Annotated in this window: 15 protein-coding genes; 1 reads left to right on the top strand and 14 read right to left on the bottom strand. The window is 57.5% G+C overall.

Annotated elements, in window-relative coordinates; all coding sequences use genetic code 11:
• Positions 1 to 366: 366 nt before the first annotated feature.
• The 6 genes from Q7C21_RS11355 to Q7C21_RS11330 are packed head-to-tail and all read right to left on the bottom strand — an operon-like array spanning position 367 to position 6,102.
• Positions 367 to 1,278 (bottom strand): EamA family transporter, encoded by a 912-nt coding sequence (locus Q7C21_RS11355; RefSeq protein ID WP_154926846.1) that lies wholly within the window; start codon positions 1,276 to 1,278, stop codon positions 367 to 369.
• A gap of 21 nt (positions 1,279 to 1,299) precedes the next feature.
• Positions 1,300 to 1,800 (bottom strand): YbaK/EbsC family protein, encoded by a 501-nt coding sequence (locus Q7C21_RS11350; protein ID WP_003849620.1) that lies wholly within the window; start codon positions 1,798 to 1,800, stop codon positions 1,300 to 1,302.
• A 42-nt stretch (positions 1,801 to 1,842) separates the two neighbouring features.
• Positions 1,843 to 2,643 (bottom strand): hypothetical protein, encoded by an 801-nt coding sequence (locus Q7C21_RS11345; protein WP_008926390.1) that lies wholly within the window; start codon positions 2,641 to 2,643, stop codon positions 1,843 to 1,845.
• 5 nt (positions 2,644 to 2,648) lie between these two features.
• A complete protein-coding gene (locus Q7C21_RS11340) occupies positions 2,649 to 3,356 on the bottom strand; it encodes a class II glutamine amidotransferase (protein WP_375150728.1) in 708 nt (235 codons plus the stop codon).
• Positions 3,344 to 4,618, bottom strand: coding sequence for an acetyl-CoA carboxylase biotin carboxylase subunit family protein (locus tag Q7C21_RS11335; RefSeq protein WP_039658662.1), 1,275 nt, complete (start codon positions 4,616 to 4,618; stop codon positions 3,344 to 3,346). Before Q7C21_RS11335 ends, Q7C21_RS11340 begins: the two co-directional genes overlap by 13 nt.
• Before the next feature lie 17 nt (positions 4,619 to 4,635).
• Positions 4,636 to 6,102, bottom strand: coding sequence for a hypothetical protein (locus Q7C21_RS11330; protein ID WP_375150727.1), 1,467 nt, complete (start codon positions 6,100 to 6,102; stop codon positions 4,636 to 4,638).
• Positions 6,103 to 6,268: 166 nt separating this feature from the next.
• On the opposite strand from Q7C21_RS11330, the gene Q7C21_RS11325 reads away from it, so the two are divergent.
• A complete protein-coding gene (locus Q7C21_RS11325) occupies positions 6,269 to 7,729 on the top strand; it encodes a PLP-dependent aminotransferase family protein (protein ID WP_008926386.1) in 1,461 nt (486 codons plus the stop codon).
• Here Q7C21_RS11325 and Q7C21_RS11320 read toward each other — a convergent pair.
• From Q7C21_RS11320 to Q7C21_RS11285, 8 genes are all read right to left on the bottom strand, one after another.
• Positions 7,726 to 8,976 (bottom strand): valine--pyruvate transaminase, encoded by a 1,251-nt coding sequence (locus Q7C21_RS11320; protein WP_003849606.1) that lies wholly within the window; start codon positions 8,974 to 8,976, stop codon positions 7,726 to 7,728. The genes Q7C21_RS11325 and Q7C21_RS11320 overlap by 4 nt on opposite strands.
• Before the next feature lie 80 nt (positions 8,977 to 9,056).
• Positions 9,057 to 10,031, bottom strand: coding sequence for a glyoxylate/hydroxypyruvate reductase GhrB (gene ghrB / locus Q7C21_RS11315; protein WP_008926385.1), 975 nt, complete (start codon positions 10,029 to 10,031; stop codon positions 9,057 to 9,059).
• Between the two features lie 74 nt (positions 10,032 to 10,105).
• Complete coding sequence (locus Q7C21_RS11310) at positions 10,106 to 11,386, bottom strand: MFS transporter (protein WP_003849602.1); 1,281 nt, start codon at positions 11,384 to 11,386, stop codon at positions 10,106 to 10,108.
• A 32-nt stretch (positions 11,387 to 11,418) separates the two neighbouring features.
• The gene (locus Q7C21_RS11305) at positions 11,419 to 12,378 is read right to left on the bottom strand and encodes a sugar kinase (RefSeq protein ID WP_003849600.1); all 960 of its coding nucleotides are present in this window, start codon (positions 12,376 to 12,378) and stop codon (positions 11,419 to 11,421) included.
• Between the two features lie 9 nt (positions 12,379 to 12,387).
• Positions 12,388 to 13,137: a sugar phosphate isomerase/epimerase family protein gene (locus tag Q7C21_RS11300; RefSeq protein WP_375150726.1), complete on the bottom strand. Its 750-nt coding sequence runs from the start codon at positions 13,135 to 13,137 to the stop codon at positions 12,388 to 12,390.
• A 139-nt stretch (positions 13,138 to 13,276) separates the two neighbouring features.
• Positions 13,277 to 14,302 (bottom strand): LacI family DNA-binding transcriptional regulator, encoded by a 1,026-nt coding sequence (locus tag Q7C21_RS11295; protein ID WP_003849597.1) that lies wholly within the window; start codon positions 14,300 to 14,302, stop codon positions 13,277 to 13,279.
• Between the two features lie 65 nt (positions 14,303 to 14,367).
• Positions 14,368 to 15,348 (bottom strand): LacI family DNA-binding transcriptional regulator, encoded by a 981-nt coding sequence (locus Q7C21_RS11290; RefSeq protein ID WP_375150725.1) that lies wholly within the window; start codon positions 15,346 to 15,348, stop codon positions 14,368 to 14,370.
• Between the two features lie 139 nt (positions 15,349 to 15,487).
• Positions 15,488 to 16,147, bottom strand: a complete 660-nt coding sequence (locus tag Q7C21_RS11285) for an OmpA family lipoprotein (protein WP_078805075.1) — start codon at positions 16,145 to 16,147, stop codon at positions 15,488 to 15,490.
• Positions 16,148 to 16,200: the final 53 nt, after the last annotated feature.

Here is a 16,200-nt window from a genome sequence, read left to right as displayed (position 1 = left end):
TGGGAGCGCAGGCTCAGGGAGCATACGCAGCGTCAGCGGCGTTTCAGACTGCTGGCATACCCAAATCAGGGTGAATCTGGCCGCAACGAGTAAACTCAACGCGCAGGAAACACGGGCAGAAGAGGAAAGCGTCCCGTGCCATGGACAAAAACGTCGGGAGCGTTTTTGAACAACGCGAAGCGTTGGCCCGGCAACGGGCGCACCTCAGGGATGAGGTGCGTAATCGCGCGGGCCGAGCGTGCCATGGAGGGCGGTTTTTGCGTCTTTCCGATCTGACCGTGCTTCCTGCGCTTGCTCGGTCTCACAGCTAACCGGGTCAGATTTTATCAACAACCTCTAACGCCGTGGCAGCGGCGTTTTTTAACTTTACGGCTGCGTTCTCATCGCTAAACGCTGACCCAGCACGCCACCAAACACATTGACCAGCAACCCCAGAATAATCACTGCCGCGCCCAGCATCTGCTGCCCGGAGAGATGCTCATCCAGCACCAGTGCAGCGGTAACAATCCCCACGACCGGCACCAGCAGCGACAGCGGCGCGACGCGCCAGGTTTCATAGCGACTTAGCAGATTCCCCCAGATGGCATAGCCCACAATGGTGGCGACAAACGCCAGATAGAACAGCGCCAGCACGGTCTGCAGGCCGATATGCAGCAGGCTGTTAACGATGGCGGCCTCGCCATCAAACAGCAGAGAGCAGGCAAAGAAGGGAATGACCGGTACCAGTGCACTCCAGACCACCAGCGACATGATCGGCACACTGCGGTTCCGCATAATGATCTTATTAGTGATATTGCCCAGCCCCCATGACAGCGCCGCCGAGAGTGTCAGCATCATGGTGGTCAGCGTAATACCGGCGCTGGTCTGCCCTTCCATGCCTGCTGTTGCCAGCATAAACATCCCCAGCGTGGCGATGATAATCCCGACAATATGATTCCAGCGCAGCTTTTCCGCCAGCAGCAGCGCGCCCAGCAACAGGGTAAAGAAGGCCTGCGCCTGCAGCACCAGCGAGGCCAGACCGGCTGGCATACCAAGTTTGATCGCCAGGAACAGAAACGCGAACTGACCAAAACTGATGGTCATGCCGTAAACGACCAGCCAGCGCAGCGGGATCGGCGGGCGACGCACAAAGAAAATGGCGGGAAAGGCGACCAGAGAGAAACGCAGTCCGGCGAGCAAAAAGGGCGGCATGCCCTGCAGCCCCAGCTTAATCACCACAAAATTCACGCCCCACGCCACCACCACGCACAGCGCTAACAGTATATCTTTTACCGACATCAGAAACTCCTTGTGCCGCCGTCAGGCGGTGACCGCAATCGGGGTGGCGATATCAGCACAACACGCGTCCCCCACGATGCGAAAATAATCCTCTGCAGCCAGCGCGATCGACTTCTCCAGTTCGCCCGCGTTAAACCATAATGTGCCGACCTGTTGCAGCCGGGAATCCACCCGCAGCGCCAGCCGGTCATCAAAACTAAATGGCGGCACAGCGCCCATGACACAGTCGGTCAGTGCCTGTGCCAGCTCCGGCGCGGCGAAAGAGGATTTTTTGCCACCGATCGCGCGCGCCGCATTTTTAAAATTGATCCGGCAGTCGCCCGGCACAATGGCCAGCAGCTGTCGCGAGGGCGCACCATCCGGCATGCTCACCTCCAGCACCATCGCTTTGGCCGCCTGACCCAGTGCGTTGCCGCGTATCTGGCTGATCTGCTCGGTTTGCCCTACCGCCTCATGCTCCACCACACGGTAGCTGGCCTGATGCTGATCCAGCAGCGCAGTAATCTTTTCAAACGTCGTCATTCCCTTCTCCTTTTCTGGCACAACTTAATGGCACAACCTGGCTTAGCTCCAGGCGATAGCATGTTTCATCTTTTTATCGGTCAGCCCGAAAAAGAACCCCATCGTGATACGGGTATCGCCTTCGACCCGATCAATCTCATGATAAAAAGCGGGATTAAACAGATAGACATCGCCACTGCGCGGTGAAAATTCGCAGATCTCGCTGTGATCAATGACCCCACTGCGATAGCCCAGCTCACCGGCGGTTTTGAACTGCTCATCCTCCGGCGACCACTTTTTGTTGTAGATGCGCAGCGCACCACCCGCGCTGCACTCCTGCAGGCAGACCACGCAGCTGAGCTGATGCAATATTTGTGTCACAACCAGGGAGGTTCCTGCAGCATCGCGCACGATATTGTCGTTATGTAGCGGGTTCGCGACGCCATCAGCATGAAAGCGCACGATAGAACCGGCGTAGTCACCACAACCCGGTTCGTGGGCGATGTTTAAGCTCTCCAGCCGCAGCGCGTGCTGCACCCAGCGGTAAATCTGTTCGCGCAGTGTGTTGAGTGATGCCGGCAGCGCCGGCTGGATATCGCGCAGCTCAGTGAAATAGTTATCAGGTGCCGCCGTATGGCGTGCCAGATAGGGACCCAGCGTGGTCAGCGCGCCATTGGGATAGTGAGAGACACGGATCTTTTCCCGACAGCTCTGCAGGTCAGTCACCACCGCTTGCCGCACGTCTGGCGTCAGAAAGTTACGCAGCACCAGTAGCGGCACCCGTGCAGTGACGATGTCATCCAGCCAGGTCGATTCCACAAACATGTTGGGATTAATCACGCGGAACTGATTGAAAATTGCCATGTTTATCACTCCCTAAACGGTATTTCATAGAGTTCATGATTATTCATTCGCCGCCAGCTGCCGGCGCTGCCTGGTATTGTCACGGGTTCAGAGGCGATCAGCGTGCAACCGTCCTGTTGCCGAAAATGCATCGTAAAATAGTCCGGCCAGGGGGTGTCGTGCGGATACCACTGCCACGCCCAGGCTTTGTCGCGGGTGACGAAAATGGCATTGCCTGCGCTGCCGCCTGGCTCAACCTGCGCCATCTTTGCGCGCAGATAGTCCCGGGTGAAATCAGCAGGGGTGGCCTGATCCACTAAATAGCGCAGATACTCTTCAGAATCGAAGCGTGATTCCGTCAGGCCGAGCTGACGGTAAATGGTCGGCAGAAAGCCGTTATGCATCATGTACCACTGATGTCCGGCGCTGTTGCGCCACAGCGGATGCGAAAACTCGATCCCCTGATTTTTACTCAATGTGGCGTGACGCACATGAACCGCCAGAAACCGACTGCGCAGACGATCCACGTCAATACCCGGCAGGGCGTCTGCGAACGGGCCGGTGCCATGCAGGGTGTGAATCTCGCCCTGTTCCAGCCACAGACAGCCCCAGCCATTGGGATGCGATTTGATCGGGCCATCGTGTTCGGCGCCTTCGCCGCAGCTCATGGCGCGTGCTGCCTCCAGGATCTGTGCGCTGTCAAACTGGCCATATGCCAGAATCATCCTGCACATACTTTGTCTCTCCCGGCGGTGACTGACTGCGCGGCAATCACCTGCTTAAACGTGGTCATGATTGGCTCACGTGCTGTATCTGTCAGACTGAAGGTGGCGAGGATACCCGCATGACGGGTCAGATCGGCATAGAGCGAGGAGCGTGGCGAAACCTGCAGTGCAGGCAATCTGAGGGGGGGCAACAGCGCACCCTGCTGATGCTGTTCGATCCAGCTTTCGGCAGCCTGCAGCTGCGCCGGTTGCCGTAACCGCAGCTGTCCAACCGCACCGGATCCGGTGAAAGCAAAAGCAGGCAGTGGATCGCCCGCCTCCAGCCGGAAGGTGACATCCGCCCAGTTGATGCCCGTTGCCTCCTGCACCAGCATTGCCACCCCCATGCCGGAAAGCCGGAATCCCATCTCAAGGAAATGCGGTACGCCATTAACCACAATAAAATCGATATGAAACGCGCCCTGACGATAGCCAAAGGTTTCACAACAGAAGGTCATCAGGCTACTGAACGATGCCGGCAAGGCCGCTGCCGCCATTGCTACATGCCCCGACTCATAAAAACTGACGCATCCCTGGCTATCCCGGTGCTGCTCAATCACCTTCTGGCAGCAGGTCAGTGCCTGGGGATGCCCCTGATGCACCACACCCTGCAACGAAAACTCAGTACCTGTCAGCGCACTTTCCACAATAAAGCCGCTGAAGCCGCGACCGCCATAGTTCATGGTCTGCACCAGCTGTTTCACCACACTGCGCAGTTGATCGGCGCGTTCAATCAGAAAGATGCCCAGGCCGCCGCCGCCATCCACTGGTTTCACGACACACGGATAGATCAGCGCCTGTTCCGCATCCAGAATGCTGAGCGGTGACGCGAAAAAGCGGAACTCTGGCTGCGGGAAGCGCGGCCAGGCTTTTTTCAGCGCCATGCGCTGCGCATATTTATCCATGGGAATAAAGGCGGCAGGCGCGTCTGGCCCGGCCAGCATCTCACGCAGCCGTCCGGCGCTGGCGTTGTAAGCTTCAAAGCCTGCCAGCACCACCAGCGGATGCGCCAGTAAACCGGCATGCAGATAAGCCTGCATGAGCTCCCACGGATTCTCAGGACGGTCGAGGCGAATAATCAGATCAAACGGCAACGCCAGACTGAGCGACTGGTAATCGACAAAATCACCCATTTCCGCCAGCACGGTAAAATAGCCGTCGCGCTTCGCCACCGCGCAATAAGGATTTTGTCCGTCGCGGGTGGCGCCAATTTGCAGGAAAATCTTTTTCATCGCCTCGCCTTACCGGGTTAACGCCCGGAAATGATTTCTGTCACGATGTCATTGAGCACACCGTTATTGACCTGAATCACCGCTTTGTGAGGATCAAAACGCAGGACGCGCGACAGCGGATCGGTGCTTTTGCCCTCCAGCAGCGAACTGACCGGCCTGCTCTGCCAGCAGTGGCGCATCTGCGTCAGCGTCAGGCCGGAGAGCTGTGTTAACTGCTGAGCCAGTTCGACGTCGTTATTGCGTTGTTCAATCAGATCGCGAATAGCGGCTTCCTCCAGCGCAATCTGCTGCTGCGACAGCCAGTGTCCCAGCTGCTCTCCGTGCGCCAGGAAGGGTGAGTAAATCATGCAGATCAGCTGATCTTCACTGAGGTTAAACGCCTGCATGGCGAAATCTGCCGCGCGCTGCCGCTGCTGCCGGATGGCGTCGTCGTCCTGATAGCGCGCCGCCATCTCATTAATGAGCGCGGACGGAAAATCTTTCTTCACCATCAGCCCCAGCGCGAAGCGCACATACTCGCGGATCCCTTCGGCATAGTGGCGCTGCAGCAGCGTTTCAGCCCGCAGTCCGCGCAGATGCGCCATCAGCGTTGGATTACCGCAGTCGGACTCGGAAAAGCTGAACATCAGTTCATCAAAACGGAAGCGCATAAATTCGCTGAGCAGCGCCCAGTGCGCGCCCGCTTCATAGGCGGTGTCCTGATAAATGTTGAAAAACAGCGGGTCACGTGCGAGCTGATGGGTGATGCGGTGCGCGGCTGTCAGCTGTTCGGCCCCGTAAACGTCAGAGAAGTAGCGCTCTGCCACACCGTCCAGCGTCTGGAGAAATCCGCTGAAGCCCCGGCTTTTGTCCGCTACCGGCGCATCAAACAGCCGGGAAAGGTGTCTCGCCCAGGCGACATAGGCGGCCTGCTCCTGCGGCGAGTCGCCGGTGATAATCAGATCCACGCCGCCGTTGTAGTCTGCCGCCAGACCAAAGGAGTTCACCATGCTGAGATTACAGGCGTTGCAGAAGGTCGAGCGCGCATCAGCGCGAAAACGGTGGCCATTCATCAGCACGTCATTGCGGTTCTGCTGCCGTACGCTCTCAGGAATCGTCAGGTCGCGGGCAAACGGTCGGATCAGCAGGCCATCTACCACCAGGCATTCTGTCCGGTCATCGTCATGCATCGCCAGCGCCTGATAAACGCGGTGGATGTTCTCCATCACGCTCTGATTCATCGCCGCATGACGGTTAGTACTGACCCGCAGATGAAACGTGCTGCCCTGCTGCAGCCAGATCAGCCCCTGAAGGTAACGCACGTAAGCCACCATGTAGCTACTGTCTTTTCCGCCGCCATAGGCGAGCAGAACGCGGTTATTTTCCAGCATCTGCTGATCCGGCAACGCCGCCAGCAGGCGAACAGAGCAGCGCTGAGCCGATTCAATGATGGCGGGCGACAGATACGCTTCAATCTCCTTCATCATGGCGGGCAGATTGTTCATTTTTCACGTTTCCCTCAGTTGAACAGTATCACTTTATGGCCTGAAGCCGGCGGCTGAAGGGGCGTCGGGCCGTTTAGCGTCATGAATAATTAAGAGATGCAGCCTAAACTACTTTGAATGTACTCTGTTGAATATGCACAGATCAGCGCGATATGGGGTGGAACAGATGGCCGATATTATCGGGGAACAGGAGAGTCAGAACAGTCGTTACCGCCAGATCGCAGAACAGATTAAGCAGGCCATTCACGGCGGTTCACTGGCACCCGACAGCCGTCTGCCGTCGGTGCGGACGCTGGCAACACAGTACAATGTCAGCCTCACCACCGCCCTGAAAACACTGCGCACGCTGGAAGATGAGCGCTACGCCGTTGCCCGTCCAAAATCGGGCTTTTTTGTTGCCTCGCAGCGGCCTGCCTCGCGTCAGCTGCCCGCCGTCAGCGAACAGCCGCGCGCCATCGCGCCGCTGGATGAGCAGACAGAACTGCATCTGGCGATGCTCGGCTCAGACTGCCGGGTGCGTCTCGATCTGGCTAACGGCGACAGCGCCCTTTATCCGGTCAAGCGCATCGGCCTGCTGATGCGCCAGATGGGCTACAGCAAACCGGCGCTGCTCGGCAATACGGTCAAAGGTACCGGCTATGCGCCGCTGAAAACTGAGATTGCCCGACGCGCGGTCGATTACGGCTGCAATATCAGCGCCGACGACATTCTGATCACCAACGGCTGCATAGAGGCGATTTCGCTGTCCCTGCGCGCCACCACCCAGCCGGGCGATGTGGTGGCAGTAGAGTCACCCTGCTATTTCGTGCTGCTGCAGATGCTGCATAACCTCAATTTACGGGTGATTGAAGTGGAAGCCGGGCCGGAAGGGTATGTGAATGTGGCGAAGCTGACCGGATTATTTCAGCGCAAGGCGGTACGGGTTTTTCTGACCCTGTGCAACGTCAATAATCCGCTGGGCAAGAGCATTCCTAACGAGCATAAAGCCTATATTGCGCGGCAGGCGGATGAAAACGATGTGGTGATCATTGAGGATGATATTTTTGGCGATACCGCCTTTGGTGAGCGTCGCCCCTTCCCGATGCGCGCCTTCAGCCCCAACGCCATTCTCTGCAGCGGCTTTTCCAAAACCGTGGCACCTGGCATTCGCATTGGCTGGGTTCACAGCGTCAATTACATGCGCAAAATCGCCTCGCTGAAATATACCTCGACGATGGGCACCTCGGTGCTGTCACAGGCGGCAGTGGCGGAGTTGCTGCGCAGCGGCGGCTATGATGCGCATCTGCGCAAGCTGCGTCGCGAGCTGGCACGGCAAATTCGCGAAATGCGTCAATCGGTGCTGCGGGAATTTCCGGCGGGAACGCGGGTGTCCGATCCGGAAGGAGGCTATGTGCTGTGGGTCGAGATGCCGGGAAAGGCGCTGAACGTGCGCGAACTGTTTCTGAAAGCGCGTAATGCGGGTATCGGCATTGCACCGGGCCACATTTTTGCCACCGATGATCGCTACGATCACTGTTTCCGGCTGAATGCCGGTTTCGGCTGGAATGCGGAGGTGGAACAGGCCATTAAGCAGCTGGCACAGTGGTGCCAGCTGTCATTAACCGATCCACAGGAAGAGCAGGATTAGCTGTCGCGCCAGGCGATCTCAATCTCTTCCGCCAGAATCTGCACCGCCCGCTCGATATTCTCTGCATCCGGCACGTAGTTCATCCGCATACATTGATGAGTGTGCGGCCACGCCTGTTCGAGACCCGGGAAGAAGAAGTGGCCCGGCACCATCAGCACGCCGCGCGCTTTAAGCCGCTGATAAAGCAATTCAGTGGTGATTGGCAGATCGCGGAACCAGAGCCAGAGGAAAATCGCGCCTTCCGGCTTGTGGATCAGACAGCGCTCTTCCGGCAGATAGCGCCGCAGGATTGCAATGGTCTGCTGCACCTTCTGATGATAGAACGGCTTGATCACCTCTTCGGAGAGCCGCAACAGATCGCCGCGACGGATCATCTCATTGGCGATGGCCGGACCGATGCTGCCCGGAGCCAGACTGATAATGCCGTTCATGTTGCTCAGTGCAGTAATCGTCTTCTCGTCAGCAATAATAATGCCGCAACGCGCACCCGGCAGGCCGAGCTTCGACAGACTCATGCAGAGAATGATGTTGGGATTCCACAGCGGGCGCACCTCGCTGAAGATGATGCCGGGGAACGGCACACCATAGGCATTGTCGATCAGCAGCGGCACGTCATGCTGCTGTGCCAGCGCATCGAGCTGCATCAGCTCATCATCAGTGATCACATTACCGGTAGGATTTGTCGGGCGCGAGACGCAGATCAGCCCGACCTCATCGTTCATCGGCAGATGCTCGAAATCGACATGATATTTAAACTGGCCTTCCGGCAGCAGCTCAATGTTCGGCTTCGCCGAGACAAACAGCGCCTCTTCCAGACCGGCATCCGCATAGCCAAGATACTCAGGCGCCAGCGGGAACAGCACTCGCTTCTTGCTGCCATCGGCCCGGCGACCGGCATACAGGTTAAACAGATAGAAGAAAGCGCTCTGACTGCCGTTGGTCAGTGCGATATTCTCTGCGGTGATCGGCCAGCCAAGCTGTTCACGCAGCAATTCAGCCAGTGACGCCAGCAGCGTCGCTTTGCCACGCGGACCGTCATAATTGCACAGCGCTTCGCTGAGTTTGCCTTCCTCGTGCATCTGCTGCAGCAGTTGCTGAAAGTAGTCGTTCATGGCCGGAATTTGCGCCGGATTGCCGCCACCCAGCATGATGGTGCCGGGCGTGCGGAGGCCCGCGCCCATATCTTCCATCAGACGTGAGATGCCGGAATGTTGGGTAAATTTGTCGCCGAACTGAGAAAAGGACATAGCGGTTAAATATTTGTGTAACGAATCGGGGGTCCACCATAACGCCCGCCATCGGCGGGCGCAATGGGAAGGCGTGGGGATTACTTCAGTGCCTGCGGGTTAACGCAGTTCTTCTCGACGCTTCCGCCAAGTGCGGCGATGAGATTTTCTACCGCATCCTGCATCATGCCGTAACGGGTTTCGTGTGTCGCAGAACCGATGTGCGGCAGCGTCACCACATTGGGCAATGACAGCAGTGGGGAGTCGGCAGAGACCGGCTCCTGCTCAAACACATCCAGTCCGGCGGCATGCAGTTTGCCTGCCTGCAAGGCAGCGATCAGCGCCTTCTCATCCACCACCGGTCCGCGCCCGGCGTTGATCAGCACCGCATCCGGTTTCATCAGGTCCAGCTCGGCGGCCCCAATCAGATGGTGTGTCTCTTCAGTCAGCGGCAGGCTAATGCAGACGAAATCACTCTGCTTCAGCAGCGCTTCCCGTTCACAGCGCTGTGCGCCAAAGCGTGACTGTGCCTCCTCATGCTCACGGCGGGCGTTATAGAGGATTTTCATGCCAAAACCAAAGTGCGCCCGCTGCGCAAGCGCCATCCCGATACGTCCCATGCCGAGAATACCCAGCGTTTTATGGTGTACGTCGATGCCGAACTGCGCCGGTCCGATGCTCTTCTGCCAGTTACCCGCTTTAACCCAGGCATCCAGTTCCGGCACCCGGCGCGCCGTGCTCAGCACCAGCGCCATCATGGTGTCTGCCACGGTTTCGGTCAGCACGGTCGGCGTGTGCATCAGCACCACGTTACGCTGATTCAGGGCGTCTACATCAAAATTATCGTAGCCCACAGAGACGCTGGAGCAGACGCGAAGATTGGGCATTTTCGCCAGCAGCTCGCCATTCACTTTACCGCCCGATCCCAGCAGACCTTCTGCCTGCTGGAAATCCGCAGCATACTTCTGCTGGCTCTCTGGTGAGAGATCGCTGATTTCCGTCACGTCACACTGTTCAGCCAGGCGGGCATAAAGATCGTCAGGCAGTTTTTTATAAAGAATTACAGCGGGTTTCATTCGGTGGCTCCCGGTCAATAAGTTACGGGCGGCTTGCAGGCCGCCCGGAGAAATAGAGGCTAACGTTTACGCTTTCAGGCCGGTTTCGCACCCTGCAACGGTGGCGCTTTATTCTGCGCCGGCTTCACAATCAGCGTCAGCCACACCGAAACCAGCAGGGCCGATCCCATAAAGATGTAGGAGGCGGATGGGCTGCCGGTTGCTCCATTAAGATAGCCGACAATCCATGAACCGATAAACGATCCCAGCGCACCCATGCTGTTGATCAACGCCATTGCACCACCGGCAACATTACGCGGCAGCATTTCAGGGATGATGGCAAAGAACGGTCCGTAAGGCGCATACATCGCGGCACCGGCAATCACCAACAGGGTGTAGGACATCCAGAAGTGGTTAGATCCCACCAGGTACGAGCCGAGGAAAGCCAGCGCACCGATCAGCAGCAGTGGCCAGACGAACAGCTTGCGGTTCTGGGTTTTGTCAGACGCCCAGGAGACAATCACCATCGCAATGGTTGCCGCCAGATAAGGCACCGCTGACAACCAGCCCGCTTCGACCATGCCCATCTGCGTGCCGTTACGCAGAATCGACGGCAGCCACAGCACAAAGCCATACACGCCGATGCTCCAGGCAAAATATTGCAGACAGAGAATGATCACGTTGCGGTTACGGAACGCTTCACCGTAGTTGCGCACCGCTTTGATGTTTTCCTGCTCTTTCTGCAGTTCAGCCTGCAACGCCGCTTTCTCGGCATCGCTCATCCAGCGCGCCTGTGCGGGTTTATCCTGCACAAGGAACCACCAGGCGATCGCCCAGATCACCGCAGGAATCCCTTCGATGATAAACATCTCACGCCAGCCAAAGGATTCGATCAGATAGCCCGACACCACCGACATCCACAGCACCGTGACGGGATTCCCCAGGATCAGGAAGGTGTTGGCGCGCGAACGCTCCGATTTGGTAAACCAGTTGCTGATATAAATCAGCATCGCAGGCATTACCGCAGCTTCCACCACGCCCAGAACAAAGCGAATGGCTGCCAGCATCGGAATGTTGCTGACCACGCCGGTCAGCGAGGCGCAGCCGCCCCACAGAATCAGGCAAACGAAGATCAGTTTTTTGACGCTGCGGCGTTCGGCGTAAATCGCACCCGGGATCTGGAAGAAGAAGTAACCCAGGAAGAACAGCGCACCCAGCAGCGAGGACATGCCTTTGGTGATGCCGAGATCGTCATTAATCCCGGCAGCAGAAGCGAAGCTAAAATTTGCACGATCAAGATACGCCAGGCTGTAGGTGATAAACACGATGGGCATGATGAACCACCAGCGTTTTGGCGCGATTGTCTGCTTTTTCATCGGGAACTCCTGTGACTGTAGAGGGGCGCGAACTACACGTCGCCCAGTTGCTGACGCGTCGGCAGACCTTCGCTGTCACCAATGACCTGAATCGCCATCGAACCAATTTTGTTGCCGCGACGAATCGCCTGCGGCAGCGACTGACCTTCCAGCAGGGCGCTGATAACGCCAACGGCAAAACCGTCACCGGCACCCACGGTATCCACCACGTTATCGACTTTTATCGCCTCAACCTGACCCTTTTCGCCCTGCGACGTTTTATACCAGGCACCGTCACAACCGGTTTTTATGACCACGGCTTTGACACCCTTGTCGAGATAGAAATCGGCGATCGCTTCCGGCTGACGATAACCGGTCAGAATCAGCCCCTCTTTTTCGCCCGGCAGCACCCAGTCGGCATACTCCGCCAGCAGATTGAGTTGCTTACGCATCTCCTCTTCGCTGCGCCACAACACCGGCCGCAGGTTAGGGTCAAACGAAATAGTTTTACCGCGTGCACGCATTTCTTTGGCGGTGTGCTTCAGCAGCGCCAGCGAGCTCTCTGACAGCGCCGCCGCCACACCGCTCAGGTGCAGATGACGCGCCGAGCCGAAATAGTCTGCATCAAAATCGTCAACCGACAGATGGCTGGCCGCCGAGCCTTTACGAAAATATTCCACCAGCGGATCAGAACCGTCATCGACTTTGGACTTGAGCTGAAAACCGGTGGGATAGCGTTTATCGACCGTCACACAGGCGTGGTCGATACCCTCTTTTTCCAGCTGCTGGCAGATAAACCGGCCGAAAGCGTCATCGCCGATACGGCTGACCCAGCCCACTTTCAGGCCAAGACGTGCCAGGCCGGTCGCCACATTGAGTTCAGCGCCCGCAGCACGTTTAACAAAGGTCTCTGCTGCGGCCAGATCGCCAGTCTCGCGGGCGATAAACATCGCCATCGCTTCACCGATGGTGACCACATCAAGCTGACCGTTGTGATGATTAATGTGCGTCATATCTGTTCCTTACACGTTACGCAGCAGCGACACGTAGTGGCGTGTCACCGCAGTCAGATCGTCGCCTTCCAGCGGAAATTCTATACCGCGCGGTGCCTGTGCGGGCAGCTGTTGCAGCAGCGTGCGCCAGTGGTCATCCGCCTCATCCAGCGCAATCGCCCGGAAGCTATCCTGGTGCGGCACGGCCGCTTTGACGTGCACATAACCCACCTGCGCGGCCAGTTGTTGCGCTGCCTGGTCGGCATCTTCCCCGGTCCAGCGCCAGTTACCCATATCAAAGGTCATGCTGATCGGCAGATCGGCTTCCCTGACCGCCGTAAAAAATGCGACGGACGGCGCCAGTCGACCATGCTCAGTCTGGTCATTTTCCACGGTCAGCTGAAACGGCAGATCCGCCAGCAGCGCCTGCAACGTTTCGCGAGGGAGTGCACCGGTAAAGTCTCCCAGCGCCACTTTCAGCCGCTGAGCGTTTAACTGGCGTGCTTCTTCAACGTAGTGGATCAGGCGTGGATTGATTTCGCCGCCGTCACAAAACAGCGTATCGGGCACCGAATAGCTGGCGTGCAGCTGATGCTGCGCCACCGCCCGGCCCAGCGCGGGCAGATCGGTAAGCGCCGTGTCATCAAGCAGTTCGCGGCGGATTTCAACGCCGTCAGCGCCCGCCTGCTGAATAATCGGCAGCAGCGCACGCTGACCCCCGAGTGCGGCGATCTGCACGTGGCCATAAGCGGCGGTCACCACGATGATGTCAGGTTTCATGTTCTACTCCATGGCAGGGTTCTGCCCATAACGAATAGAAAAACCCTAAATGGAACCGGTTCCAAAGCAAAGGAGCAAACTGTGAAATTATGATCGTGCTCACGAAGCGAGCACGTAAACGGAAGGTTAAATCTGAAATTCAGCCCAGAGGCTGGCTTGAGCCGCGAACAATCAGTTCACCAGAGAAGACCTGCTCGCCAACCGGCACATCACTGCCCTCAATACGGGCAATCAGGCGTTCCAGTGCACTGAAGCCAATCTGCCAGGTGGGTTGTTTCAGCGTGGTGATACCGACACCGGCCAGCGCCGCCCACTCCAGTTCATCAAAACCGAGCAGGCCGATATCGCGACCCCAGTGCAGATTGAGTCGTTGTAACGATCGCGCCACCTGCAGCGTCAGCGCCCCGTTGGCGACCATCACCGCGCAGCGTTTGCCGGTATGACGCTGATGGAAGGCCAGCAACGCCTGGTCCAGAGCATCGGGCTGATGCAGCCCCACTTCAGTATTCTCATGCTCAACCTGAGGATGCGTTGCCAGCAGCTGGCGGAAAGCCTGCAGACGCTCGCGGCGAGTGTTGACGCTGCCCAGCGGCTCACTCAGAAACAGCAGTGCGTTATAGCCATTGTCGACCAGATGGCGCGTGGCTGTTTCAGCCGCTTCGGCGTTATTCAGTCCCACTACATCGCAGGGAAAATCGGGGATTTTTCGGTCAATCAGCACCATTGGCAGCAGGGATTGTTGCAGATGATTCAGCACCTCTTCACGCATACCGACCGCGTTAACCACGATGCCTTCTACCTGATAGCTGCTAAGCAGTTGCAGATAGTGCTGCTCCAGATCCACTTCATTATTGGTGTTACACATCAGCAGGGTAAAACCCTGCTCGCGGCAGGCGGCTTCAATACCGCTCATCACATCGACGGAATAGGGATTGGTGATATCGGCAATAATCAGCCCGATCAGGCGGGTACGTCCGCGCTTCAGGCCGCGCGCCATCTGGCTTGGACGATAGCTGAGATCGGCAATCGCCTGCTCAATCCGCGCTTTTAAACCGTCAGAAAGCAGATGCAGCTCGCCATTGAGATAGCGTGAAACGCTGGTTTTGCCCGTTCGTGCCGCGTGAGCAACATCGCTGATGGTGGCACGAGGCGGCCTGATTTTCATGAGATATCCTGCGAAATGAGAAACCAGGCAGAGACTAGCACAAGCAAAGCTCACCGCAAAAAGTGCTATACCGGTAATTGCAGCCAGGGTTGCCAAAGGGTCTGTAACGTTTCCGGTGGTGCGCCATTGATCAGCTGGATGACCATTTCAGCCACCTGCTCTCCGGCCTGGTGCGGTGTTGCCTGGCGAATAGCGACAATGGGATGATCGAGAATCGCATCACGCGGCAATCCCTCCCAGCCTGCCAGCAGAATGGCACGCTCACCTGCTGACCGTCCTGCCTGATGCAGTGCCAGAGCGGCGCCTTCAGCCAGCACAGCGCAGTCGGTGATAATCACTTCCGGTACCGCCGCCTCTGCCAGCCACTGCCTGGTTTGCTGATAGCCGGCACGGCGAGACGGCGACACAGCCGCCATCGCATAAGGTGCGACATCGCCCAGCGCGGTCAGATATCCCTGACGACGCTCACGCACCTGCGTGCTGTGTTCGTTGCTACCGAGCCAGGCTATCCGCTGCCGTCCCTGCGCCAGCGACCAGCTCACCGCCATCTGCGAACCCGCGAAGTGATCCACATCAAACCAGGCATAAGTGGGTGGCAGATCGCTGCGGCCCAGCGCCAGAAAGCGAAAATTAGCCTGAAGCAGCGCATGAAGTCGGCTGTCATCGGGCGTAGTGTGACCGACGATAAGGGCATCCACGGCCCCACTGCGCAACAGATGTGTCAGTGTCGACTGACTCTGCTGCTTATCCATCAGTAACAGCAGATTAATGTCATCACAGGCAAGGTGATGATCCAGCGACAGCAGCATGTCGCTAAAGTCGCTGCCACTCAGAGAAGATGCACTGATCGGGTAGATAAGACCCACCGCGTTAGCGCGACCGGTTTTCAGACGCCGCGCCGCTGCATTGGGTCGGTAGCCGCGCCGCTGCGCTTCCTCTTCGATACGCTTACGCGTTTCGTGAGCAACGTCCTGATAACCATTAAGGGCACGACTGACCGTCGTCACGGAAAGGCCTAAAACCGTAGCGATGGCTTTAAGAGACATGAGGAAATATTCTCTGATCAATTTTTGATCAGGCTACCATAAAGCGTCTGCTGGCTCTATTCGCCGAAACATTACTGGTTCTTTTAGCGGAAGGCTTTACAGAAAAAAGACGCCCCCAGGTCGGGGGCGCGCGCGATTATTACAGTGGGCTGAGCGTGATCTCAACACGACGGTTTTGTGCTTTGCCTGCTTCGGTGCTGTTGGTGGCAACCGGATTATCCGGGCCTGCACCCTGCGTACGCAGGCGATCGCTGGCAACACCCTGCACGATCAACGCGCTGGCAACACTTTCAGCACGCTGTTGAGACAGGCGCATGTTCAGTGCACGGCTGCCAGTGCTGTCGGTGTAACCTACGACGTTTACCGCTGTTTTCGGATACTCTTTCAGCACCATTGAAACACCGGTCAGGGTATTTGCACCGGCCGGTTTCAGATTGCTGCTATTAGAGTCGAAGGTGACATTATTTGGCATATTCAGAACGATGTTATCGCCATTACGGGTCACGCTGACACCCGTGCCGCGCATTTTGTCGCGCAGTTTCGCTTCCTGTACATCCATGTAGTAGCCCACGCCACCGCCCAGTGCAGCACCGCCAGCGGCACCAATCAGTGCGCCTTTACGACGATCTTTTTTCGACGAGGAGAGCACGCCGACACCGGCACCCACGAGTGCGCCCAGGCCCGCGCCCACGCCTGACTTACCCGCCTGAGATTCGCCGGTGTAAGGATTGGTCGTACACCCTGGCAGGGCCAGGCTGCCGCTTAATAACAAAGTGATGGCGATTAATTTTTTCTGCATTTTTGTTCCCTTACATTCGACACACAGGGGAAAACCTTTCCCATAAGTGGCAC

Origin of the sequence: Pantoea sp. ANP04 (genome assembly GCF_041982285.1) — a bacterium.
In the GTDB taxonomy this organism is placed as follows: Bacteria; Pseudomonadota; Gammaproteobacteria; order Enterobacterales; family Enterobacteriaceae; genus Pantoea; species Pantoea eucalypti.
The sequence above is the reverse complement of the archived record's forward strand: the minus strand, read 5'-3'. Positions and strand labels throughout refer to the sequence as shown.

Bases quoted from the DNA above. Each gene is read 5' to 3' on its own strand.
- Q7C21_RS11355 (WP_154926846.1), bottom strand. From the start codon at position 1,278: ATGTCGGTAAAAGATATACTGTTAGCGCTGTGCGTGGTGGTGGCGTGG.
- Q7C21_RS11350 (WP_003849620.1), bottom strand. From the start codon at position 1,800: ATGACGACGTTTGAAAAGATTACTGCGCTGCTGGATCAGCATCAGGCC.
- Q7C21_RS11345 (WP_008926390.1), bottom strand. From the start codon at position 2,643: ATGGCAATTTTCAATCAGTTCCGCGTGATTAATCCCAACATGTTTGTG.
- Q7C21_RS11340 (WP_375150728.1), bottom strand. From the start codon at position 3,356: ATGTGCAGGATGATTCTGGCATATGGCCAGTTTGACAGCGCACAGATC.
- Q7C21_RS11335 (WP_039658662.1), bottom strand. From the start codon at position 4,618: ATGAAAAAGATTTTCCTGCAAATTGGCGCCACCCGCGACGGACAAAAT.
- Q7C21_RS11330 (WP_375150727.1), bottom strand. From the start codon at position 6,102: ATGAACAATCTGCCCGCCATGATGAAGGAGATTGAAGCGTATCTGTCG.
- Q7C21_RS11325 (WP_008926386.1), top strand. From the start codon at position 6,269: ATGGCCGATATTATCGGGGAACAGGAGAGTCAGAACAGTCGTTACCGC.
- Q7C21_RS11320 (WP_003849606.1), bottom strand. From the start codon at position 8,976: ATGTCCTTTTCTCAGTTCGGCGACAAATTTACCCAACATTCCGGCATC.
- ghrB (WP_008926385.1), bottom strand. From the start codon at position 10,031: ATGAAACCCGCTGTAATTCTTTATAAAAAACTGCCTGACGATCTTTAT.
- Q7C21_RS11310 (WP_003849602.1), bottom strand. From the start codon at position 11,386: ATGAAAAAGCAGACAATCGCGCCAAAACGCTGGTGGTTCATCATGCCC.
- Q7C21_RS11305 (WP_003849600.1), bottom strand. From the start codon at position 12,378: ATGACGCACATTAATCATCACAACGGTCAGCTTGATGTGGTCACCATC.
- Q7C21_RS11300 (WP_375150726.1), bottom strand. From the start codon at position 13,137: ATGAAACCTGACATCATCGTGGTGACCGCCGCTTATGGCCACGTGCAG.
- Q7C21_RS11295 (WP_003849597.1), bottom strand. From the start codon at position 14,302: ATGAAAATCAGGCCGCCTCGTGCCACCATCAGCGATGTTGCTCACGCG.
- Q7C21_RS11290 (WP_375150725.1), bottom strand. From the start codon at position 15,348: ATGTCTCTTAAAGCCATCGCTACGGTTTTAGGCCTTTCCGTGACGACG.
- Q7C21_RS11285 (WP_078805075.1), bottom strand. From the start codon at position 16,147: ATGCAGAAAAAATTAATCGCCATCACTTTGTTATTAAGCGGCAGCCTG.